Source organism: Paraburkholderia phenazinium (genome assembly GCF_900100735.1).
In the GTDB taxonomy this organism is placed as follows: Bacteria; Pseudomonadota; Gammaproteobacteria; order Burkholderiales; family Burkholderiaceae; genus Paraburkholderia; species Paraburkholderia phenazinia.
Window position 1 is genome coordinate 49612 of record NZ_FNCJ01000010.1, and the last position, 22969, is coordinate 72580.

The 22969-nt window shown below is 65.0% G+C and carries 16 protein-coding genes; 10 read left to right on the top strand and 6 right to left on the bottom strand.

Annotated features, from left to right (window positions below; genetic code table 11):
* Window positions 1-177: 177 nt before the first annotated feature.
* The 4 genes from grpE to hrcA all read right to left on the bottom strand — a co-directional run bounded on the left by grpE (window position 178) and on the right by hrcA (window position 4042).
* Window positions 178-771 carry a nucleotide exchange factor GrpE gene (gene grpE, locus BLQ92_RS21825; protein ID WP_090686619.1) on the bottom strand — a complete coding sequence of 198 codons (594 nt, stop codon included), beginning with the start codon at window positions 769-771 and terminating at the stop codon, window positions 178-180.
* Between the two features lie 486 nt (window positions 772-1257).
* Entirely contained in the window at window positions 1258-1665 is a 408-nt protein-coding gene (locus BLQ92_RS21830) for an RNA-binding S4 domain-containing protein (protein WP_090686620.1), read from the bottom strand.
* Between the two features lie 61 nt (window positions 1666-1726).
* Complete coding sequence (hemH, locus tag BLQ92_RS21835; protein ID WP_090686788.1) at window positions 1727-2797, bottom strand: ferrochelatase; 1071 nt, start codon at window positions 2795-2797, stop codon at window positions 1727-1729.
* A gap of 225 nt (window positions 2798-3022) precedes the next feature.
* The gene (hrcA, locus tag BLQ92_RS21840) at window positions 3023-4042 is read right to left on the bottom strand and encodes a heat-inducible transcriptional repressor HrcA (RefSeq protein ID WP_090686621.1); all 1020 of its coding nucleotides are present in this window, start codon (window positions 4040-4042) and stop codon (window positions 3023-3025) included.
* Between the two features lie 240 nt (window positions 4043-4282).
* Between hrcA and BLQ92_RS21845 the strand changes: the two genes are divergently transcribed.
* Both BLQ92_RS21845 and recN read left to right on the top strand, forming a co-directional pair.
* Entirely contained in the window at window positions 4283-5185 is a 903-nt protein-coding gene (locus BLQ92_RS21845) for an NAD kinase (protein ID WP_090686622.1), read from the top strand.
* A gap of 54 nt (window positions 5186-5239) precedes the next feature.
* Window positions 5240-6955 (top strand): DNA repair protein RecN, encoded by a 1716-nt coding sequence (gene recN, locus BLQ92_RS21850; protein WP_090686623.1) that lies wholly within the window; start codon window positions 5240-5242, stop codon window positions 6953-6955.
* Between the two features lie 110 nt (window positions 6956-7065).
* Here the strand turns inward: recN and glnE are convergent, their stop codons facing one another.
* A complete protein-coding gene (gene glnE, locus BLQ92_RS21855) occupies window positions 7066-9870 on the bottom strand; it encodes a bifunctional [glutamate--ammonia ligase]-adenylyl-L-tyrosine phosphorylase/[glutamate--ammonia-ligase] adenylyltransferase (protein ID WP_090686624.1) in 2805 nt (934 codons plus the stop codon).
* A gap of 176 nt (window positions 9871-10046) precedes the next feature.
* Between glnE and BLQ92_RS21860 the strand changes: the two genes are divergently transcribed.
* The 6 genes from BLQ92_RS21860 (at window position 10047) to BLQ92_RS21890 (ending at window position 19072) form a co-directional block, all read left to right on the top strand.
* Window positions 10047-14246 carry a YhdP family protein gene (locus BLQ92_RS21860; protein ID WP_090686625.1) on the top strand — a complete coding sequence of 1400 codons (4200 nt, stop codon included), beginning with the start codon at window positions 10047-10049 and terminating at the stop codon, window positions 14244-14246.
* 127 nt (window positions 14247-14373) lie between these two features.
* The gene (locus BLQ92_RS21865; RefSeq protein ID WP_090686789.1) at window positions 14374-15216 is read left to right on the top strand and encodes a carbon-nitrogen hydrolase family protein; all 843 of its coding nucleotides are present in this window, start codon (window positions 14374-14376) and stop codon (window positions 15214-15216) included.
* A 97-nt stretch (window positions 15217-15313) separates the two neighbouring features.
* Window positions 15314-16780, top strand: a complete 1467-nt coding sequence (gene tldD / locus BLQ92_RS21870; protein WP_090686626.1) for a metalloprotease TldD — start codon at window positions 15314-15316, stop codon at window positions 16778-16780.
* A gap of 321 nt (window positions 16781-17101) precedes the next feature.
* Window positions 17102-18175, top strand: coding sequence for a 3-deoxy-7-phosphoheptulonate synthase AroG (gene aroG / locus BLQ92_RS21880; protein ID WP_090686627.1), 1074 nt, complete (start codon window positions 17102-17104; stop codon window positions 18173-18175).
* A gap of 223 nt (window positions 18176-18398) precedes the next feature.
* Window positions 18399-18737, top strand: coding sequence for a type II toxin-antitoxin system RelE/ParE family toxin (locus BLQ92_RS21885; RefSeq protein WP_090686628.1), 339 nt, complete (start codon window positions 18399-18401; stop codon window positions 18735-18737).
* 2 nt (window positions 18738-18739) lie between these two features.
* Window positions 18740-19072 carry a helix-turn-helix domain-containing protein gene (locus tag BLQ92_RS21890; RefSeq protein ID WP_090686629.1) on the top strand — a complete coding sequence of 111 codons (333 nt, stop codon included), beginning with the start codon at window positions 18740-18742 and terminating at the stop codon, window positions 19070-19072.
* 79 nt (window positions 19073-19151) lie between these two features.
* Here the strand turns inward: BLQ92_RS21890 and BLQ92_RS21895 are convergent, their stop codons facing one another.
* On the bottom strand, window positions 19152-19706 hold the full coding sequence (locus BLQ92_RS21895) for a cob(I)yrinic acid a,c-diamide adenosyltransferase (RefSeq protein ID WP_090686630.1): 555 nt from the start codon (window positions 19704-19706) through the stop codon (window positions 19152-19154).
* 193 nt (window positions 19707-19899) lie between these two features.
* Between BLQ92_RS21895 and BLQ92_RS21900 the strand changes: the two genes are divergently transcribed.
* Complete coding sequence (locus tag BLQ92_RS21900) at window positions 19900-21315, top strand: FAD-linked oxidase C-terminal domain-containing protein (protein WP_090686631.1); 1416 nt, start codon at window positions 19900-19902, stop codon at window positions 21313-21315.
* Window positions 21316-21405: 90 nt separating this feature from the next.
* Window positions 21406-22899 carry an FAD-linked oxidase C-terminal domain-containing protein gene (locus BLQ92_RS21905; RefSeq protein WP_090686632.1) on the top strand — a complete coding sequence of 498 codons (1494 nt, stop codon included), beginning with the start codon at window positions 21406-21408 and terminating at the stop codon, window positions 22897-22899.
* The last annotated feature ends 70 nt before the right edge of the window (window positions 22900-22969 follow it).

Here is a 22969-nt window from a genome sequence, read left to right on the forward strand (position 1 = left end):
GTCCGCATCGTTTTCAAGACCTTGAATGCAATGCGGTCTTTAATTTTTTTCAATCGGCTGCGGCTGCGGGGGCGGCGGGGGCGCCGTCAGCCGGGCCGCGTTCGCAGGGCTGCCATCAGCCAGCCCGCGTTCGGCGCGCGGCCGGCGGCTGCGAGCCGTCCAGGCTATGCCTTACGCTTACTTCGGCTGCGCGACAGTAACGAGCGCCGGACGCAGAACCCGGTCGGCAATCACGAAACCCTTCTGCAGCACGGAGACGACCGTGTTCGCTTCCTGGTCAGCCGGTACCATCGAGATAGCCTGGTGACGATGCGGGTCGAACTTCTCGCCAGCCGGCGGGTTGATCGGAACCACCCGGCCCTTCTCAAGCGCACCGTTCAACTGACGCAACGTCAGTTCGACACCTTCGCGGACCTTCTGCAGGTCGTCGGACGAGTGGGCGACGGCCGCCTCGAGACTGTCGACCACCGGCAGCAGATGCTCGGCAAAGCTTTCGATGGCGAACTTGTGGGCCTTGGCGACGTCTTCCTGCGCGCGGCGGCGCACGTTTTCGGTCTCGGCCTTGGCACGCAGGAAGCTCTCCTGCAGCTCGGCGATCTTGGCCTGCGCTTCGGCCAAAGCAGCTTCGGCGCCAGCCGGCGCAGCCGAACCCGCTGCAGCTTCAGCCGGGTTGGCTTCCGGCTGAACTGCGGCTGCCTCGGCGGCTTGGCGCGCGGCTTCTTCGGCGGACGTGGGATTCTGGCTCGTCGGGTTCTCTTGCGTGTTTTCCATGTCGCTGAAAGTCTTTAAAAATTAAAAGCCAAAGGGTGGCCGCACGGGTTTCCGGCGGGCTCGTTCGAGCGTTGCGGAAACACCACACACACCACCGCTCATCGTCGCTGCATTTGGGGGCCCAAACCACGATTTCAAGGCGTCAAACGGAACTTTTCGCACCGCAGCAGTGCGACGAGAAATGCCTCGTTACAACCATTACTCTGACTTCATCAGAATGAGATTGAGCGCGTTCGTGGACTGACCTACACTGCAATTGTTCGTCGGGAGACGCACGTTAACCCTAACCCGGCGCATACCACTTCATTCAATTCAACGCGCGGGTTCGTACTGCATCCTTTCGGGGGAGTACCGTGAAACTGACCTTTGCAATATCCGTGGTCGCCTTGGTGCTCATCGCGGGAACCACAACCATCTGCATGTCCGGGGCCGTCAACGACAGCACGACCGAGTATGGCGGTGTGCATGCCACGATGGAACAACTGTTCAATCCCCACCTGAAAGTTTGTCGATAATGCGCCGGTCGCGCTTGGTCGGGCGCCCGTGCAAAGCGGCGGCCGGCTCGCGATAGGTCTTGCGCCGCTCCTGCTCCACCTGCCGCTTCACCTTGCTCTCCTCAGTCTCTGCATAAAGCGTCTGCGCCACACTCGCCGGACCACGCACGTCACATACACCCAGCACCTCCACCTGCCAGACGATCCGCTCGATCTCGATCTCAACCAGGTCGCCCACCCGCACGTCCTTGGCCGGCTTGACCGCCGCACCGCCAATCCGCACATGACCTTTGTCGACAGCGTCCGCTGCAAGCGAACGGGTCTTGAAGAAGCGTGCGGCCCATAGCCATTTGTCGATGCGCAAACGCGCACCGGGTTCAGTTGCGATCTTGTAGTTCATCGGTCAGTCTGGCGCCGTAAGCGACGCACCAAGCGCGTTGAAACGATGCTGCACGGCAGGTTCACGTCGTCACCGCGCCTTGCGCGGTCGCTGCCTGCACCGGCCAGCCCTGCAGATTCTGCGCGACGATCTCACCCAGTGCGGCAATCCAGGCCTGCGAGGCGTTCAGGCAAGGAATCCGGTGAAATTCCTTGCCGCCTGCATGCACGAACTCGTCGCGAACTTCCATGCCAATTTCCTCGATAGTTTCGAGGCAATCGGCAGTAAAGCCCGGACAAAATACATCTGCGCGGCGCACACCCGCCGCGCCCAGCTCCTTGAGTGTCGGCGCAGTGTAAGGTTGCAGCCATTCGGCCTTGCCGAAGCGCGACTGAAACGTGACACGGCACTCCACCGGCGAGAGTTCGAGCGCCTGCATCAGCAGCGCGCCCGTTTGCTGGCACTGGTCGTGGTACGGATCGCCCAGATCGAGCGTGCGCTTAGGCACGCCGTGGAAACTCAGCACCAGCTTGTCGCCGGCCGCGAAGTCCGGACGGCCGTGCGCGTGCCAATAGTGGTGCACCTGCGCAGCCAGCGCCGCAATATAGGCCGGATGGTCGGCGTATTGGCGGATGGTGCGGATTTCCGGCTGGTTGCGCATGCGCTTGAGCGCCGAAAACGCATCGTCGAAGGCCGTAGCCGTGGTGGACGACGAGTATTGCGGGTACATGGGCACCAGCAGCACACGCTCGGCGCCGGCCAGCTTCAACTGGTTCAGCATGGCCGGGATGCCCGGCATGCCGTAACGCATCGCGTACTCGACTATTACCGTGTAGTCGTTCACCTGCAGCAGATGCCTCAACCCTTCCACCTGCTTCTCGGTGAACACGCGCAACGGCGAACCTTCGGGCGTCCACACCGCGGCATATTTCCTGGCCGACGAGATGCCGCGCAACGGCAGGATCAATAGCCGCAGGATTACCTGCCAGATGACGGCAGGAATCTCGACGACCCGCGGATCGGACAGAAACTGCGCCAGATAGCGGCGCACGGCCCGCGGCGTTGGGGCGTCCGGCGTGCCTAGATTGATCAGCAAGACCGCAACACGATGGGATGTGGCAGGCTGCGAAGGCCGCTCGAGATCAAAACGCATAGGCGACAGGGTTGGCCGCGTGCAGCGGAAACGGTTCAGGTGGAACTCATTATAACGGTGCGGTCCGCCGCGCATACCTGGCCGTTCGGCCGATTGGCAAGCTCCTCGCCACCCTGCATCATTTGCAGCATGGCGTTGCGGCACGGGCCGGGCGGCTCATACAGGCAGCGCGTTGCGCAAACGCAGGCATAGACATACGTCTGCGCCGCTCGCGAGAGCTGGCGCCTACTGCTGGCTAAGCGTCAGCGAAAGCAGGCGCGCCGTAATGTCGACGATCGGAATCACGCGGTTGTAGGCCATCCGCGTCGGCCCGATCACGCCGAGCGTGCCGACAATCTTGCCGTTCACTTCATACGGCGCGGTCACCACGCTCATTTCTTCGATCGGCACGAGGTTCGACTCGCCGCCAATGAAAATCTGCACGCCCTGGGCGTGACTCGACACGTCGAGCAACTGAAGGAGGCTGGTCTTTTGGTCGAATACATCAAACAGCTTGCGCAGCCGCGCCATATCCGAGGAAAGGTCGGCGACTTCGAGCAGGTTGCGCTCGCCCGAGATCAGCACGGTCTCGCCGGTGTCGGCTTCGTCCGTGCTGGCCGTCACGGCGGCGTGCATCAGCGTGGTCATATCGCCGCGCAACTCGTCGATCTCTTCGCGCAGGCGCCGGCGCACTTCGTCGAAGGACAGGCCGGCAAAATGGGCATTGATGTAATTGGAGGCCTCCACGAGCTGCGACGGCGAAAAATCGCGCTGGGTGGCCATGATGCGGTTCTGGACGTCGCCCTCGGGTGTGACGATGATGAGCAGAATGCGCTTGTCGGACAGACGCATGAACTCGATCTGCTTGAACACGTGGCTGCGCCGCGGCGTCAGCACCACGCCGGCAAACTGCGAGAGGTTGGACAGCACGCTAGCCGCCGCCGCCACGATCTTCTGCGGCTCGCCCGCCTGCAGCGTGGTCTTGACGGTGCGCATGACGGCTTCTTCGTCAGCGGCCGACTCGACGGTCAGCATGGTGTCGACGAACAGGCGGTAACCGCGCGGCGTGGGAATGCGGCCCGCCGAAGTATGCGGACTGATGACGAGCCCCAGCTCCTCCAGATCGGACATCACATTGCGAATCGTCGCCGGGCTCAGCTCCAGGCCGGAGTAGCGGGACAACGTGCGCGAGCCGACCGGCTGACCCTCGGCGATATAGCGCTCGATCAGCGTTTTGAGGAGGGTTTGTGCGCGGGGATCTAGCATGACGGAAAATTTTAGCTTAATGACGTGACAACCGCGAGCGCTAACAATTCTAGCGGTGCTGGCAAGGTTGCCCGAGCGCTTACTCCGGTCCCATGCAGAATGGTTGCTGTCATCAGGACTTCACCATTCTAACGATAATCCTGCGCAGACCGGACAGCGCGCCGCTCACCCGCCCCGCGCCGGCCGCCCATGTGGCCGCGGACGGTTCTTTTCAGCCCCCACCTATGGTGTAATGCCGGCATGCAAGTTACCAGCCAGTTCAAGACCGTCGCGCTCGTCGGGCGCAGCAATACGCCAGGCATCGGCGAGCCGCTGACCGCGCTCGCCTCGTGCATCGCGAAGCGCGGCTTCGAGGTGGTGTTCGAAGCGGAAACCGCCGCCGAGATCGGCGTGACCGAATACCCCGCCTTGCGCCCGGCGGAGATCGGCGCGCGCGCCGACGTGGCCGTGGTGCTGGGCGGCGACGGCACGATGCTCGGCATCGGCCGCCAGCTTGCGCCCTACCGCACGCCGCTGATCGGTATCAACCACGGGCGGGTCGGCTTTATCACCGACATCCCGATTTCCGACATGCAGGAAATCGTCCCGCAGATGCTCGGCGGCCACTTCGAGCGCGAGGAGCGCATGCTACTCGAAGCGCGCATCATGCGCGACGGCAACCCGATCTACCACGCGCTGGCGTTCAACGACGTGGTGGTGAACCGCAGCGGCTTCTCAGGAATGGCGGAACTGCACGTGGCCGTGGACGGCCGCTTCATGTACAACCAGCGCTCGGACGGGCTGATCGTCGCCACGCCGACCGGCTCGACCGCGTACGCGTTGTCATCGTCGGGGCCGATCCTGCATCCGCAGTTGCAAGGCATCGTGCTGGTGCCGATTGCGCCGCACGCGCTGTCCAACCGCCCTATCGTGCTGCCGGACGACTCGAAGGTCAGCATCCAGATCGTCTCGGGCCGCGACGTGAACGTCAATTTCGACATGCAGTCGTTCACCGCGCTCGAACACAACGACACAATCGAAGTGCGCCGCTCGCGCCATACCGTGCCGTTGCTGCACCCGATCGGCCACAGCCACTTCGCGACGCTGCGCAAGAAGCTGCACTGGAACGAATACCCGTCGCACGAAGACGACATCAAGCCCTGAACGAATCCTGAGCACCTGGCCGCAGCCGGTAACCCAAGCCACCACACGACCTCCATGCTTCGCCACCTCTCGATACGCGACTTCGTCATCGTCGCCGCGCTCGATCTTGAATTCGACAGCGGCTTTACGGTTTTTTCAGGTGAAACAGGCGCCGGCAAGTCGATCCTGATCGATGCTCTCGCGCTAGCGCTCGGCGCCCGCGCCGACGCCAGCGTCGTGCGCACCGGCGAGGCCCGTGCCGACATCACCGCCGAATTCGAAACCCACGCGCAAGTTGAGCAATGGCTCGACGAGCAAGCGTTCGCCACGCCAGGGGCCTCAGGCGGCGCCGTCGGTGCGAACGGCGTGCATGGCGCAGACGGCGTCGATCCGCACGGCAACACGGTCATGCTGCGGCGCGTGGTGGATGCGAACGGCCGCTCGCGTGCCTTCATCAACGGCACCGCAGCGACGCTCACGCAACTGCGCGAGGTCGGCGAGATGCTGGTCGATATTCACGGGCAGCATGCCCACCAGTTGCTGATGCGCCCAGACGCGCAGCGAGAACTGTTCGACACCCACGCCGGCCTCGTCGACAAGGCCGCCGCCGTGAGCCGCGCATGGCGCACGTGGCGCGACAAGATGCAAGCGGTGGAAACGGCCAGGACCCGCGACCGCGAACTGCAACTCGAGCGCGAGCGGCTCGCCTGGCAACTGACCGAACTCGACAAGCTCGCCCCGCAACCGGGCGAATGGGAAGAGGTCAACGCGGAACACAACCGCTTGTCGCATTCGGCCAATCTGATCGACGGCGTGCAAGGCGCGCTCAACGCGCTGTCCGAATCGGACGAGGCGATGATCACGCATCTCGCCTCGATCGTCTCGAAGCTGCGCGATCTGGCGGAAATCGACCCGGCGTTGAACGATGCCCTTGCTGCGCTCGAGCCGGCCGAAATCCAGTTGCAGGAAGCGGCCTATTCGCTGAGCCACTACGCGCAGCGGCTGGAGCTCGATCCTGACCGGCTCGCCCAGATCGAGAAACGCGTCGACGCCTTGCATTCGGCCGCGCGCAAGTTCCGTCTGCAGCCGGAAACGCTGCCCGAAGAACACGCGGCTCGCCGTGCGCAACTAGCCGCGCTGGACGCCGCCGCGGATCTGGAAAGCCTGCACGCCGCCGAGGCGAAAGCGAAGGAAGCCTATCTGGCCGAAGCCAAGCTGCTCTCGAAGGCGCGCGCCAAGGCAGCCAAGGCCTTGGGCTCGGCGGTCACCACCGGCATGCAGGAACTGTCGATGAAAGGCGGCAGCTTCGAAGTCGCCCTGGTCGCGCTGCCGGAAGGCGGCGCACACGGGCTGGAGCAGGTCGAGTTCCGCGTGGCCGGCCATGCCGGTGTGCCGCTGCGGCCGCTCGCCAAAGTCGCGTCGGGGGGCGAACTGGCGCGTATCAGCCTCGCGCTCGCGGTAATCGCCAGCGCCGCCAGCCCGACGCCGACCCTGATCTTCGACGAAGTGGATACGGGCATTGGCGGCGGCGTCGCGGAAGTGGTCGGACGGCTGCTGCATCAGCTCGGGCGCGCCCGCCAGGTGCTGTGTGTGACGCACTTGCCGCAAGTGGCCGCGCGTGGCGACCATCATTTCCAGGTGGCGAAAGCGTCTAACAAGAAAGGCGGCACGGTCAGCAGCGTGACATCGCTCGACAAGGCGAGCCGCATCGAGGAGGTGGCACGCATGCTGGGTGGGCTGGAGATCACCGCCACCACCCGCAAGCACGCCAAGGAGATGCTGGCGGCGTAGGCAACCGTCGGCCTCAGGGGACACGCAGCTATTCGCTCAGTCGCGCGCGCCCTTGACCCGAAGGGCGCCGCCCAAGGTCACCCCAAGGTCACCCCAAGGTCATCAGAAGCTTACGCAGCGCATCCCCCAAACACGCGCTTCCACAGCGCCAGCACCGCCTGCCGCTCCGCCCCGACTGCCGCCGGCTCGACCCGCGCCTTCTCCATGCCATCGAGGCGCAGCTTGTGCTGCAGCTTGCGATAAGTGCGATACGCCGCGCCGACCGTCTCGGCCTCTTCCGCGCTCATCATCCCGAAACGCGACACCTCGCGCAGCAAAGCGATATTGCCGGTATTGCGGATCAGTTCGGGATCTCGCGCCGCGTGCAGCAGCACCCAGTACTGCACGGTGAATTCGATATCCACCATGCCGCCGCGATCGTGTTTCAGGTCGAACAGCTCGGTCCGGTTCGGATGCCCTGCCTCGACACGCTCGCGCATCTCGACAATCTCCTTGGCGAGCGGCCCGGCCTCACGCGGTGTGGTCAAGACCTGCTCGCGGATCGCCTCGAAGCGGGCGCCGATCTCGGCATCGCCCGCGCAATAGCGCGCCCGCGTCAGCGCCTGGTGCTCCCAGACCCACGCCGTATTGGCCGCATCGCCTTCACGCAACTGGTAGCGCCTGAACGCGTCCAGATCCGTGACGAGGAGGCCCGATTCGCCGTTCGGCCGCAGCCGCAGATCCACGTCGAACAGCGTGCCGGCACCGGTGGCCATCGTGAGCCACGTGATCAGGCGCCGCGTGAAGGTCGAATAGACGTCCGCCGCTGCGTCGTCCGGGTCGTCGTAGAGGAAGATCAGGTCGAGGTCGGATGCGTAACCCAGCTCCTTGCCGCCCAGCTTTCCATACGCAATGACGGCAAAGCGCGGCACCTCGCGGTGCCGTTTGGCCAACTGCTTCCAGACCGCCTCGAGCGTCACGTCGAGCACGGCGTCCGCGAGTTCGGAGAGCCGGTCGCTGACGTGCTCCACGCTCAGCTTGCCGGCCAGATCGATCAGCAAAATGCGGAACACTTCGGCCTGGTGAGCGTGGCGCAGCAGGTCCATCTGCTGCTCCACGCCATCCGCCGCCGCGAGGCGCAAGCGCAGCGTGCGCTTGAACTCGGGCCAGTCGAACGGGCTGGCAATCGCCTCGTCGTCGAGCAGTTCATCGAGCAGTTGCGGATGGCGAAGCAGATAGCCGGCCGCCCAGCGCGAGGCGCCCAGCACCGACAACACCCGGTGCAAGGCCTGCGGATACTCGGTGAGCAAGGCCAGATAGGCGCCGCGCCTGCTCACCGCTTCGAGCAGGTCAAAGAAGCGCGCCACCGTATCGCCGCGCCGGGTGGGCGGCTCCAACGTGCGCGCCGCTTCGAGCGCCCGTTGCGCGACGATGTCGAAGCGCTGCCGGCTGCGCTCGGCAAGCCCCGCGTAACGCGACGAATTCCACACGGCGCGCAGCCGCGCGAGCAGTTCGTCCGGCTCGGGAATCCCCAGCTCGACCAGACGCGCGTGCAGCGCTGCGTCCGCGCTATCGTCGGCGAGCGCGCTACTCCAGACCCATGCCGCCGCGCCGTCTTCCGGCGCGCCGCAGCCGTCGCGGCCGCTCACCTTATCGGCGAAAATCTGGTCGAACTGCTGTTCGACCAGTTCGCGGTGCGCGTCGAGCTTCGTCATCAGCGCCGCGTAATCGTCGAAGCGCATGGCATGCGCGAGCGCCGCGCGTTCGTCCGGATCGACCGGCATGGCGTGCGTCTGTGCGTCGTTGCGGTACTGCAGGCGGTGTTCGAGTTCACGCAGAAAGCGATAGGCCTGCGAAAGCGCCACGCACACGGCCGGCGCGATCAGACCATGCGCCGCGGCGTGGCGCAGCACGGCCAGCGTCGGGCGCACCCGAAAGCCCGCGTCCTGACCGCCGCGAATCAACTGGAACACCTGGGCGCTAAACTCGATCTCGCGGATCCCGCCGCGGCCGAGCTTGATGTCGTCGGCTTTGTCCGGCCGCATCGAGGCGCGGCGCTGCGCTTCCTGGCGGATCTGCAAGTGCAGGGCGCGGATCGCGCTGATGACGCCGAAGTCCAGATAGCGGCGGTAGATAAACGGCGTGACGATCGCATCGAGCTGCTTCGACAGGCGCTGCGCGGCCTCGCTGCCACCTTCGGAGACAAGCCGCCCCTTGATCCAGGCGTAGCGTTCCCACTCGCGGCCCTGCACGTAAAAATACTCTTCGAGCATGCCAAGGCTACACACCAGCGGTCCCGAATCGCCGTTCGGGCGCAGCCGCATATCGACGCGAAACACGTAACCGTCGGCGGTCACCTCGGCCAGCGCGGCGATCAGCCGTTTGCCGAGGCGGGCAAAAAAGTCCTGGGTGGCAATCGGCGAACGCTGGCCGCCGGCGGTTTCGCCGTCTTCCTCGTAGACGAAGATCAGGTCGATATCCGACGAAACATTCAGTTCACGGCCGCCCAGCTTGCCCATGCCGACCACCCCGAGCGTCAGCCGCTCGCCCTCGGGGCCGCGCGGCTCGCCGTAGAGCACTTCGAGATCGGCGGACAACACCGCCATGGCCCGCTGGATCGTGGTTTCAGCGAGGTCGGTCATCGCGCCGGTCACTTCGGCGACGTCGGCCCGGCCGGCCAGATCGCGCTCCATCACGGCGCAGAACACCTCTGTGCGCAACTGGCGCAGCGCGCGCTTCAAGGCATCTTCGGTCAGCGAGCCGCCGTTGGCGGCCGCTAGTGCCGCGCAAAGCTCATCGAAGCGGGCCTCGATCCGCTCGCGGGTGACCGGCGCCTGCGCCAGCGCGGCGATCCGCCCGGCGAGTTCGGGACGGGCTGCGAACCCACGGGCCGCATAGTGTGAATAGCTGGAACTCAGGAGGGAGGCGTCGGTCATCAGAAGGTCTGGATCGCTGATTGCTACATTCGTCTTATCACGAGGCGTCGCCTCGCGTCGCGTTGCTCGCGAGGCGGCATGGGCACAGGGTTTGACGGATATTCGTCGTGGCTGGCCCGTGTGTTACATTTCGTCGTTAGACTGCAAAACTACCATACGCCCACCCCCGCCGCAGCATGTCCGAGCGAAACGAATCCGCCGAGCAACAGGAAGCCGGACAAGTCAGGCCAGTGAGCAGCAGCGACCACGTAGTGCTGCGCCACACCCTGCGAGTGCTGCTGGCAATCGCGCTGGTTATTTACTTCATCGCGGCGGCGCTGTTCCTGGGTCTGCGCTACGGCTTGCTGCCGCACGTCGATGCGTTCCGGCCGCGCATCGAAGCCCTCGTCTCCGACAAGATCCACGCACAGCTGGAAATCGGCAAACTCGCGCCGCACTGGACCGGCTTCCAGCCCGGCATCGACGTCACCAATCTGACGATTCGCGACCGCGACGGCAAGCTCGGGCTGAACATCCCGCACGCCACCGCGACCGTCTCGTGGAGTTCGCTATGGCAGTTCAAGCCGATTCTCTCCACTCTGATTGTCGATCAGCCCGACGTGCTGATCGAGCGCAGTTCTGACGGCTCGCTCTCGGTGGCCGGCGTCACCGTGCCGAGCACCCACACCGGCAACGACACCTTCAGTTCCTGGCTGCTGCGGCAGCAGGCCATCGTGCTGCGCGGCGGCACGCTGCGCTGGCGCGACGCGCGCCACGACGCGCCCGAGCTGGCGCTGCAGAACATCCGCCTCGCCATCCTGAACGACGGCTACGACCACCATCTCGCGCTGCAGGCTCCGCCGGACGGCAAGGTGCTGCACGGCCCACTCGATTTCCGCGCGCACTTCAAGAACGCGCGGCTGTCGGCCATCGGCAAGCCGATCAACTGGACCGGGCAGGCCTATATCTCCACGGGGCCCGTCGATCTGCCCGCGCTCGCCCACTACATGGATTTCCCGATCGAGACCAACGCGGGGCGGATCGACAACGCTATCTGGATCGACTTTGCGCAAGGCCAGATGAAGTCGGCAAGCGGCGAACTGTCGGGCACCAACGTCTCGTTGCGCGTGCGTCCGACCCAGCCGCGCCTCGATGTGCCGGTCGCAAGCTTCTCGTGGAAACTCGATATCGCGCCGGGCGACTACACGCTGCAACTCGATCATCTGCATGCCGAACTGGGCCAGCCGCCGCTCGACGACGGCACGCAACTGACCCGCATCCTCGCGCTCACCACGCTGACCGGCCACTACCGCCGGCCGTCGGTGCAACACGGCCAGTTGATCAGCGTGACCGGCGACCGGGTCGACCTCGGGATTCTCGCGGAATTCAGCCGTGCGCTGCCGCTGTCGAGCCGCCTGCTCAATGAACTGGTGCGTTTCGATCCGCGCGGCCTCGTGTCGAACTATCTGATCGAGGTCGAACGGGCCAAGCCGGATTCCGGCGAAGCGGCCAGCGAGCACAACGCGAGCGGCTCCGAGCCGATCGTGCGCTACCGCTTCAAGGCGGACCTGCAGGGCATCAGCGTGGCCGCCCAGGAGCCGCCGCCGGGGCTGACGCCGCTGGGGCACCCGCGCGCGGGCCTGCCGGGCGTCGAAAACCTGTGGGGTAGAGTGGACGCCGACGACACCCACGGCGTCATGACGATCGATACCAACAATGTGGCCGTCACGCTGCCGGGTGTGTTCGACGACCCGCGCCTCAAATTCGACCGCCTGCAAGGCCGCGGTAGCTGGACCGTCAAGCCGGCCGCGCCGGGCGAAGCGCATAAGGCGTTTGCCATTTCCGTGCCGCAACTGAGCGTCGCCAACGCGGACACCGCCGCCACGGTCACGGCGGACTACAGCAACCCCGGTCACGGCCGCGGCTCGCTCGACCTGACGGCAAAGTTCGAGCACGCCCAGGTCGCGCGCATCGTCCGTTACCTCCCCACCAGCATCAGCGAGAAGCTGCGCACCTACCTCGGTCACGGGCTGCAAGCCGGGATCTCGCGCGGCGCGGTAATCGAGGTGCACGGCGACCTCACCAGGTTCCCCTACTCGCGCGACCCGAGCGCCGGTGTGTTCCATATCGTCGCGCCGTTCAAGGGCGGCAAGTTCGACCCGTCGCCGTATCCACCGCGCAAGATGAAGGACGGCGTGACGCCGAATGTGTGGCCGCCGCTGGACGATATCGACGGCACCTTCGAGTTGAAAGAGAACGTGTTGCGCTTCGATGTCGAGCGGGCGCGCTATAAGCGGGTCGCGCTCAACAAGGTCAGCGGCAAGATCGACGATCTGGGCACCAAGGCCTCGAGCCTCGTGATCAATGGCGATGGCCACGGGCCGCTCGCCGACATGATCGAGTACGTCAACGAGAGCGCGCTCGGCGGCCTGTCGAAGCACGTCGGCGAGAAGGTGCGCGCCGAGGGGCCCGCGTCGCTCGCGTTGAAGCTGACGGTACCGCGCACGCCGAAGCCGCATATCGCCGTCGAGGGCGCAGTGGGCTTCCAGAACAACCGCCTGAGCATGGACAATGTGCCGCCGTTGTCGCAACTGACCGGCAAGGTGCGCTTCACCGAACACACCGCCCAGCTCGACCGGCTCGCCGGCCAGTTCCTGGGCGGCGACGTGCATGCCAACGGCGGCGTGCAGAATAACGGCAGCTATGCGCTTGATTTAAACGGCCATATTGCCGTCGATGCCGCCCGCGGGCTCAACCTGCACGGCCCGGCGGCCCAGGTGCTCACGCGCATGAGCGGCAGCGCGCCGTATGACCTGAGCGTGAGCGGCGCCAAGGGCCGTTTGCCGGTCGTCACCGCCAATTCCGACCTGAGCGGCCTCGCGCTCGACTTCCCGGCGCCCTTCAACAAGCCGGTCGGCAAGCCGATGCCGCTGCATTTCACCTTCAAGCCCGCCGCCTCGGATAGCGACGCCGGCCTGCAGCGCGCCGATCTGCAATTCGGCCCGATCGCCGCCACGTATCTGCTGCGCCACACACCCGGCCAGCCGCCGGCGGTGGTGGTCGGCGCGGTCGGCGTCAACAAGCCAGCCGAATTGCCGACCGAAGGCGTGATCGCCGCGGTCGACATCGACGCCTTCGACGCCGATCAATGGCGTGCTCTCGTGACCCAGATGCGCAGCAAGGAAGCCGCCGCGCCCGCCACCCCGGCCAGCGCGCCGAGCGCACCCAACCCGACGCTGACGCAGTTCCTGCCGAACCGCTTTGCCGTACACATCGGCACCCTGACGCTGCTCAAGCGCCACTGGGAAAGCGTGATCGTCGGCGCCTCGCGCGACAACGGCAACTGGCAGGCCAACGTTGCGTCGAACCAGGTCTCCGGGCACGTCGCCTGGCTGCCCGGCCCGACCAAGGGTTCGCCCGGCACGCTGCAGGCGCGACTCGCCCGGCTGGTGATTCCCTCCGCTACCGAAAACGACCTGCTCGGCCAGGCGATCTCGGCGCCGGCGCAGAACATGCCGTCGATAGATCTGCTGGTGAACGAGCTGATCGTACGCGGCCACAACTTCGGCAGCCTCGAAGTCGATGCGCACAACTTCGAGGAAGACGGCGTGCCGGTCTGGCAACTGGACAAGCTCGACATCAGCAACCCGGCCGCGACGCTGAGCGCCACCGCCAACTGGCGCACCTCGACGCGCCTTGGCGCCAGTGCCGACGAAGACACGCCGAAGCGCACCGTGTTCGACTTCAAGCTCGACATCAAGGATGCCGGCGCGCTGCTCGAACAGGCCGGCCAGCCGCGCACGCTCAAGGGCGGCAGCGGCACGCTGTCGGGCAAGGTGGTGTGGCGCGGCGGTCCGACCCAGATCGACTACCCGACGCTCAACGGCAACCTCTCGGTGGATCTGCGCCATGGCCAGATTCTCAAGGTCGATCCGGGCGTCGCCAAGCTGCTGGGCGTGCTGAGCCTGCAAAGCCTCGCGCGCTTCGCGACGCTGAATTTCCGCGACGTGATCGGCGAGGGCCTGCCGTTCGAGAGCGTCACCGGCACCGGACAGATCAGCGACGGCATCGGCCGCACGGACAACTTCAAGATGGTCACGGCACCGGCGCGCGCCGAGATGTCGGGCTCCGTGGACCTCGCCCAGGAAACCCAGGACCTGTACGTGCACGTCGTGCCGACGGTCAGCGCGGGCGCGGGCGTGGTGGCCGCTACGGTGATCAATCCGCTGTTCGGGCTCGCCGCGCTGGTGGCCGATTTCGCGCTGTCGAAGTCGATCTCGAAAGCGTTCGCGCTGGACTACGCCATCACCGGTTCGTGGTCGAAACCGCACGTCGAGCGGTTGCACGGCGATCGCGGTAAGATGGACCTGCCGGCTTCGGCCGTGGAAGCGCAGTGAGGCCTGAGTCAGTTGGCTCAGCGGGCTCACGGCGCCTGCGGTGGCGGACCGGCGGCGGTACCGCCTTGATCGACGTATGCAGCACCTGCGGTTGGTGCTGCCCAGCCGGGAGTCTTTCGAAACGCTCATGAGCGAACAACACGCCTACTCCACCTCCCCTAGCCCGTCCTTCCGCGTCGCCGCCTTGCAGATGGTGAGTACGCCGGATCGCGAGCGCAATCTCGCCGAAGCCGGGCGCCTGATCTCCGAGGCTGCCGCCGACGGCGCGCAACTGATCCTGCTGCCCGAGTACTTCTGTTTCATGGGCTTCAAGGACACCGACAAACTCAGCGTGCGTGAACCCTATGGCGACGGCCCGATCCAGCGCTTTCTGGCGGACGCGGCGCGCCGCCACGGCGTCTGGGTGATCGGCGGCACGCTGCCGCTGACCGCGCCGGAAGCCACCCGCGTGCTGAACACCACGCTGGTGTTCAACCCGCAGGGCGAGGAAGCCGCACGCTACGACAAGATTCACCTGTTCAACTTCGAAAAAGGTGACGAATCGTTCGACGAGGCGCGCACCATCCGTCCCGGTGACGAGGTCCGCACCTTCGAGACGCCATTCGGACGGGTGGGTCTATCGGTCTGCTACGATTTGCGCTTTCCGGAGCTGTACCGCCGGATGGGCGATTGCGCGCTGATCGTGGTGCCGTCGGCCTTCACGTATACGACCGGCCGCGCGCACTGGGAAATGCTGCTGCGCGCCCGCGCCGTGGAGAACCAGTGCTACGTGCTCGCCGCGGCGCAAGGCGGCAAGCACGAGAACGGCCGCCGCACATGGGGACACAGCATGCTGATCGACCCGTGGGGCGAGATCGTCGCGGTACGCGACGAAGGCGCCGGTGTGGTGGCCGGCAATCTCGAACGAGCACGCATCGACGAGGTCCGGCAGAGCCTGCCGGCCTGGCGCCACCGCGTGCTGACGAGCTAAAACTGAATCAGACATTGAAAGTCCGACGCCGCCCACCCATGTATGCGATGCGCGTGCGCCAACCGAACCCCTTTGTATCGAGCAGAACATACTTCGCATGAACATCATCGAACCCGGTATCCGTAATCTCGCCACCGCCAAGGACGTGCTCCTCACGCCCTACGGCCTCGACGAAGCCCTGCTCACCCGCACGCTCGCCGAGATCTTCACGCACCGCATCGACTACGCGGACCTGTACTTCCAGGCCACCCGCAGCGAAGCCTGGAGCCTCGAAGAGGGCATCGTGAAATCTGGCAGCTTCAGCATCGATCAAGGGGTGGGCGTGCGCGCCGTCTCGGGTGACCGGACCGCGTTTGCTTATTCGGACGATCTGTCGCCTGAAGCGATCCGCCAGGCGGCACTCGCCACCCGCTCGATCGCCAAGGCCGGCGGCGGCAAGCAGAAGATCAAGGTGGCCTCGTCGCTGACCGGCATTGCCGGGCGCGATCTGTACCTGCCGTCCGATCCGCTGCATTCGCTCGACGCGACCGCCAAGGTCAAGCTGCTCGAGCGCATCGAGCAGATGGCGCGCGGCCGCGATCCGCGCATCACCCAGGTGATGGCGGGCCTCGCCGGCGAATACGACGTGGTGCTGGTCGCCCGTAGCGACGGCGCGTTGGCCGCGGATATTCGCCCACTGGTGCGCGTCTCCGTCACGGTGATCGCCGAACAGAACGGCCGCCGCGAGATCGGCAGCGGCGGTGGCGGTGGCCGCTTCGACTACGGCTATTTCACCGACGACGTGCTGTCGAAGTATGTCGACGACGCGGTGCATGCCGCGCTGGTCAACCTCGACGCCCGCCCGGCCCCGGCCGGCGCGATGACGGTCGTGCTCGGGCCGGGCTGGCCTGGCGTGCTGCTGCACGAAGCGATCGGCCATGGTCTGGAAGGCGACTTCAACCGCAAGGGTTCGTCGGCGTTCGCCGGCCGTATCGGCGAACGGGTTGCCGCCAAGGGCGTCACGGTGGTCGACGACGGCACGCTGCCGAACCGCCGCGGCTCGCTCAATATCGACGACGAAGGCAATCCAACCCAGTGCACCACGCTGATCGAGGACGGCATCCTGAAGGGCTATATCCAGGACACGCTGAACGCTCGCCTGATGAAAATGCCGGTGACAGGCAATGCGCGCCGCGAATCGTACGCCGCGCTGCCGATGCCGCGCATGACGAACACCTACATGCTCAATGGCGACAAGGACCCGCAGGAAATCATCGCCTCGGTCAAGAACGGCCTGTATGCGGTGAATTTCGGCGGCGGCCAGGTGGACATCACCAACGGCAAGTTCGTGTTCTCCGCCTCCGAGGCGTACATGATCGAAAACGGCAAGGTGACCTATCCGGTCAAGGGCGCGACGCTGATCGGCAGCGGCCCGGAATCGCTCAAGTACGTCACCATGATCGGCAACGATATGGCGCTCGATTCGGGCGTCGGCGTGTGCGGCAAGGAAGGTCAGAGCGTGCCGGTGGGCGTCGGCCAGCCGACCCTGCGCATTGAGAAGATGACGGTCGGCGGAACGGCCTGATTGACTCAGAGACGCACACTTCGCGCATCAACTAAGTGAAGTGTGCGGATTTCCCGCATTTTCGCCACCCCAGGTTGTCAACCGGGACAGCCCGGGTTATAAAGTCAATCACCCTTTTTGACCTGCGACCTTACTTTCGCCATGTCCTCCAAGTTTTACTTTTACTTTTTCTGGCATCTCAGACCGCTGGCGGATCGAGAGGGGTGTTAGTGCACGTAAGGCACCCGAAATTCCCGAAAAACCGCCAGCGAGTCTGGCGGTTTTTTTTCGCCCTGCGCGAACACACTGCACACGCTACGAACCGAATCCTGGAGAACCACCATGCCCCCGCATAACACCGACGATGTCCGTATTCGAGAATTGAAAGAACTCACGCCGCCTGCCCACCTGATCCGCGAATTCGCCTGTGAAGAAGCGGTGTCGGACCTGATCTACCATTCGCGCCAGTCGATGCACCGCATCCTGCACGGCATGGAAGACCGCTTGATCGTGATCATCGGGCCGTGCTCGATCCACGATACCAAGGCAGCGCTCGAATACGCGGGACGTCTGGTCGAACAGCGCAAGCGCTTCGCGGGCGAACTCGAAATCGTGATGCGCGTGTACTTCGAAAAGCCGCGCACGACGGTGGGCTGGAAGGGTCTCATCAACGACCCGTACATGGACAACAGCTTCAAGATCAACGAAGGCTTGCGGACCGCGCGCGAACTCCTGTTGCGCATCAACGAACTCGGCCTGCCGGCCGGCACCGAGTACCTCGATATGATAAGCCCGCAGTACATCGCGGACCTGATCTCGTGGGGTGCCATCGGCGCGCGCACGACCGAATCGCAGGTGCACCGCGAACTGGCCTCCGGCCTGTCGTGCCCGGTGGGCTTCAAGAACGGCACCGACGGCAATGTGAAGATCGCCGTCGACGCGATCAAAGCCGCCTCGCAGCCGCACCATTTCCTCTCGGTGACGAAGGGCGGCCACTCGGCGATCGTCTCGACGGCCGGCAATGAGGACTGCCACATCATCCTGCGCGGCGGCAAGGCGCCGAACTACGACGCGGATAGCGTCAACGCGGCCTGCGCCGATATCGGCAAGGCTGGCCTCGCGGCGCGTCTGATGATCGACGCGAGCCACGCCAATAGCTCGAAGAAGCACGAGAACCAGATTCCGGTGTGCGCGGACATCGGCCGCCAGATCGCCGGCGGCGACGAGCGGATCATTGGCGTGATGGTCGAATCGCATCTGGTCGCCGGCCGCCAGGACCTCAAGGAAGGTTGCGAGCTGACCTACGGCCAGAGCGTGACCGATGCGTGCATCGGCTGGGACGAAAGCATCGGCGTGCTGGAAGGTCTGGCCGAAGCGGTCAAGCAACGCCGCATCGCGCGCGGCAGCGGGAATTAAGCAGGCTCACACCCTCGCCGCGCAGTCGCCCAAGCACCACGCTTTACCTCAGTAAAAACGGCCCAATCGGCTTTCGCCGATTGGGCCGTTTCCTTTTGGGTTGGCCATTTGGCCGAATGTTCGTTCATCGCACGCCCCTGTACCGTAACTCTCCATGGTGGGACAGGGAGCATCTTGCCCTTCCCGGAAGAGTGGTATACAATTTTATACATAAAGGGCGTGCATGCAGCGCGATAAAGAGATTCGCTGGGTGGGTTCCAGCTTTGACGATTTACTGGCCTTTCCAGACGAGGCACGTCGGCAGGCCGGTTTTCAACTCGGTAAAGTCCAGGCCGGTCTCGACCCTGACGACTGGAAACCCTTTGATGCCGTTGGCGCCGGTACGCGCGAAATCCGCATCACGGAGGCCAATGGTATCTACCGGGTGATGTACGTGGCGAAGTTCGTGGAGGCGGTGTACGTGCTGCACTGCTTCCAGAAACAGACCCAGGCCACGAGCCGGCACGACCGGGATATTGCCGAGGCGCGCTATCGCGCGGTGATTAACGAGAGAAGGACATAGCCATGACCATCGACACCAAAATCCGTCACGTGACGAAGCCGGGTGCAAATCTGTTCCTGGAACTGGGTTTCCCCGAGGAAGAAGCCGCGCGGCTGCACGCCGCGTCGCAGAAACAGATCAACGACACCCGGCTGCTCAAGGAACAGTTGATGACCGAACTGTCGAGCTGGATCGACGAGCACCATCTGAAGCAGGCCGAAGCCGCCGAGATTCTGATGGTCTCGCGTCCGCGCGTGTCGGACGTGGTCAACAAGAAAACCGCCAAATTCACTATCGACACGCTCGTCGAAATGATGAGCCGGATCGGCAAGCCCGTTACGCTGGCGGTCGGCTGAGGCGCCACCGCGCGGCTGGTTTGGCAGCGCCGCTGTGTAGCCTCGTAGCCTCCCCCGTGCAGCCCTCCCCCCCCGTCACCTATTTCGCGCCGCGCTCGTGGTGCCAGAGCACATCGCTGCCGCCATCCGCGCGATTCAACACCCGCGCCAGCACAAACAGCAGGTCGGACAGGCGGTTCACATACTGGCGGGGCGCGGCGTTGATCGCCTCGCTCTGACCCAGCGCCACAATAGCCCGCTCGGCACGCCGGCACACCGTCCGGCAGACATGCGCAAGCGCGGCCGCGCGCGAGCCGCCGGGGAGAATGAACTCCTTGAGCGGCGGTAGCGTCGCATTGTAGTCAGCGAGCCAACCGTCGAGCTGGGCAAGGTGCTTGTCCATGATCATCGTGTGGCCCGGAATGCACAGTTCTCCGCCCAGGTCGAACAAATCGTGCTGGATCGCCGTCAGGGCTGAGCGCACATTCTCCGGCAGGCTTTCGCACAGCAGCACGCCGAGATTCGAGTTGAGTTCGTCCACTTCGCCAATCGCCGCAATCCGCGCGTCGTCCTTGCGTACCCGGCGGCCGTCGCCAAGGCCAGTCGTGCCGTCGTCGCCGGTGCGGGTGGCGATCTTGCTCAAGCGGTTGCCCATGATAGATGCTGTCCTTTCAGTGTCGGATACGCGGCGATGCCCGCCGATGGCGCTCATCCCGTGTCTATCCCAGTATTGCCGCCATTATAGGTTCGGCCATCCGCCGCCCGCCTTGCTAGCGGCGTAAAGCATGGGGATCGGCGTAAAATGAGTTACAAGCTACAGACGCCATGCCCGTCATCAGGAGACACGTGTGAACCATCCCGCGCCGCCAGCCCCTCTGCGCCGTCCCTTCCCCGCTGAGCTGCTCACTGCGCTCAAGCCGGCTTTTGGCGAGCGTGTTTCCGTTGCCGAAGCCATACGTGCCCATCACGGACGTGACGAATCGCCGTTCGATCCGCAATTGCCCGACGCCGTGGTGTTCGCGCGTACTACGGAAGAGGTGCAGAGCATCGTCAAACTCTGCGGTCAGTACGATGTGCCGATTATTCCCTACGGCAACGGTTCTTCGCTGGAAGGGCATCTGCTGGCGGTACAGGGCGGTGTCTCGATCGATCTGTCGGAAATGAACCGCGTGCTGTCGATCAACGCGGAAGACCTCACCGTCACTGTCGAGCCTGGCATCTCACGTAAGCAACTGAACGAAGCGCTGCGCGACACCGGCCTGTTCTTCCCGATTGACCCAGGCGCGGATGCCAGCATTGGCGGCATGTCGGCCACGCGCGCCTCGGGCACAAACGCCGTGCGCTACGGCACGATGCGCGAGAACGTGCTCGGCCTCACCGTCGTGCTGGCGGACGGCCGTGTGATCAAGACCGGCACGCGGGCCCGCAAGTCATCGGCCGGGTATGACCTGACGCGGCTCTTTGTCGGCTCGGAAGGCACGCTCGGCGTCATCACCGAAATCACCCTGCGGCTTTATCCGCAACCGGAGGCCGTCTCGGCGGCCGTGTGCACGTTTCCGTCGATGGGCGATGCGGTGCGCGCCGTCATCGAAACCATTCAGATGGGCGTGCCGATCGCGCGCGTCGAGTTTGTCGATTCGCTCGCCATCCGCGCGATCAACCGTCACTCGAACCTGACGCTGCGCGAGGCGCCCACGCTGTTCTTCGAATTCCATGGCACCGAGGCTGGCGTGAAGGAACAGGCGGAAACGGTGCAGGAGATTGCTGCGCAGAACGCCGGTGAAGGCTTCGAATGGGCCACCCGTCCGGAAGACCGCAGCCGTCTGTGGAACGCGCGGCACAACGCCTACTTCGCGATGCTGCAACTGAAGCCCGGCTGCCGCGCGGTCACCACCGACGTCTGCGTGCCGATCTCGCGGCTCGCCGAGTGCGTGGTCGAGACCGAACAGGATCTGCTGGCCTCGCCGCTGCCCTGCCCGATCGTCGGCCATGTGGGCGACGGCAATTTCCACGTCGCGATCCTGATCGACCCGGCCAGGCCCGAAGAGCTCGCCGAAGCCGAACGGCTCAACCAGCGGATCGTACAGCGTGCGCTGCGCATGGACGGCACCTGCACGGGCGAACATGGCGTCGGCCTGCACAAGATGGGCTTTTTGCTCGAAGAGCATGGCGAGGTCGCCGTCGATACCATGCGTTCGATCAAGCACGCGCTCGATCCGCGCAATCTGATGAACCCCGGCAAGATTTTCTCGTGGGCGGCTTAGGCCACGCCCGTTAGCATCTGCTCTGGCAGTTGCAATACCTCGCGCGGCAAGACCGCGCCCCAGGCGCCACGGAGTACGAGGAGAGGAACGATGAATGCACCCGCCGAACTGTCGGCCGAAGTGCTCGCACAGCGCCAACGCGAAGTCGTGCAGGCGCTGATGGCCGTGCTGCCGACCCATTGCCTGCTGTACCGGGAAGAAGACACCGTCGCATACGAGTGCGACGGGCTCGCCGCCTACCGCCGGCTGCCGCTGGCGGTGGCATTGCCGGAAACCGAATCGCAGGTGCAGCGCATCGTGCAGATCTGCCACCGGCTCGACGTACCGATCGTCCCGCGCGGCGCCGGCACGGGCCTCTCGGGTGGCGCCATGCCGATCCGCCACGGCGTGGTGGTGTCGCTGGCGCGCTTCAGAAAGATCGTCGAAGTGGATTCGTACGCGCGCACTGCTACGGTTCAACCCGGCGTGCGCAACCTCGCTATTTCCGAAGCCGCCGCGCCCTATGGGCTCTACTACGCACCCGACCCCTCCTCGCAGATCGCCTGCACGATCGGCGGCAACGTCTCGGAGAACTCCGGCGGCGTGCACTGCCTGAAGTACGGCCTGACCGTGCACAACGTTCTGCGCGTGCGGGCCATCACGATGGAAGGCGAGGTGGTCGAGTTCGGCTCGCTCGCGCCCGACGCGCCGGGGCTCGACCTGCTGGCCGTGCTGATCGGCAGCGAAGGGATGTTTGCGATCGTCACCGAAGTCACTGTCAAGCTGATCCCGAGGCCCCAAACCGCCCAGGTCGTAATGGCGAGCTTCGACGATGTGGTGAAAGGCGGCGACGCGGTCGCCGGCATCATCGCGGCAGGCATCATTCCAGCCGGGCTGGAAATGATGGACAAACCCGCGACCCGCGCCGTCGAGGAGTTCGTCAACGCCGGTTACGACCTCGACGCCGCGGCCATCCTGCTGTGCGAATCGGACGGCACGCCTGAAGAGGTGGCCGACGAAATCGTCCGCATGACGGCGGTGTTGCGCGAACACGGCGCCACACGCATCCAGATCTCGCGCTCCGAGCAGGAGCGGCTGCGCTTCTGGTCCGGGCGCAAGAACGCGTTCCCGGCCGCGGGCCGTATCTCGCCGGACTATTACTGCATGGACGGCACGGTGCCGCGCCGCAGTATCGGACCGCTGCTTGCGCGCATCGAAGTCATGGAAAAAAAGTATCAACTGCGCTGTATCAACGTCTTCCATGCCGGCGACGGCAATATGCACCCGCTGATCCTGTTCAACGGCAACGATCTGGACGAGTGGCACCGGGCCGAGGCGTTCGGCTCCGACATCCTCGAAACCTGCGTCGAACTCGGCGGGACGGTGACGGGCGAGCATGGTGTGGGGATCGAGAAGATCAATTCGATGTGCGTGCAGTTCTCGCCGGAAGAACGCGATGCATTCCACGCGGTCAAGCGGGCGTTCGACCCGCCCGGCCTGCTGAACCCCGACAAGGGCATCCCGACGCGGGCCCGCTGCGCCGAGTACGGCAAGATGCACGTGCGCGGCGGCTTGCTGCCGCATCCGGATCTGCCGCGGTTCTAGACAGCTTTCGCCACCCGCTCTACCCGGCCCCTGCGCCCACCACCTGACAACCCGCTAGGGGTCCACTCCG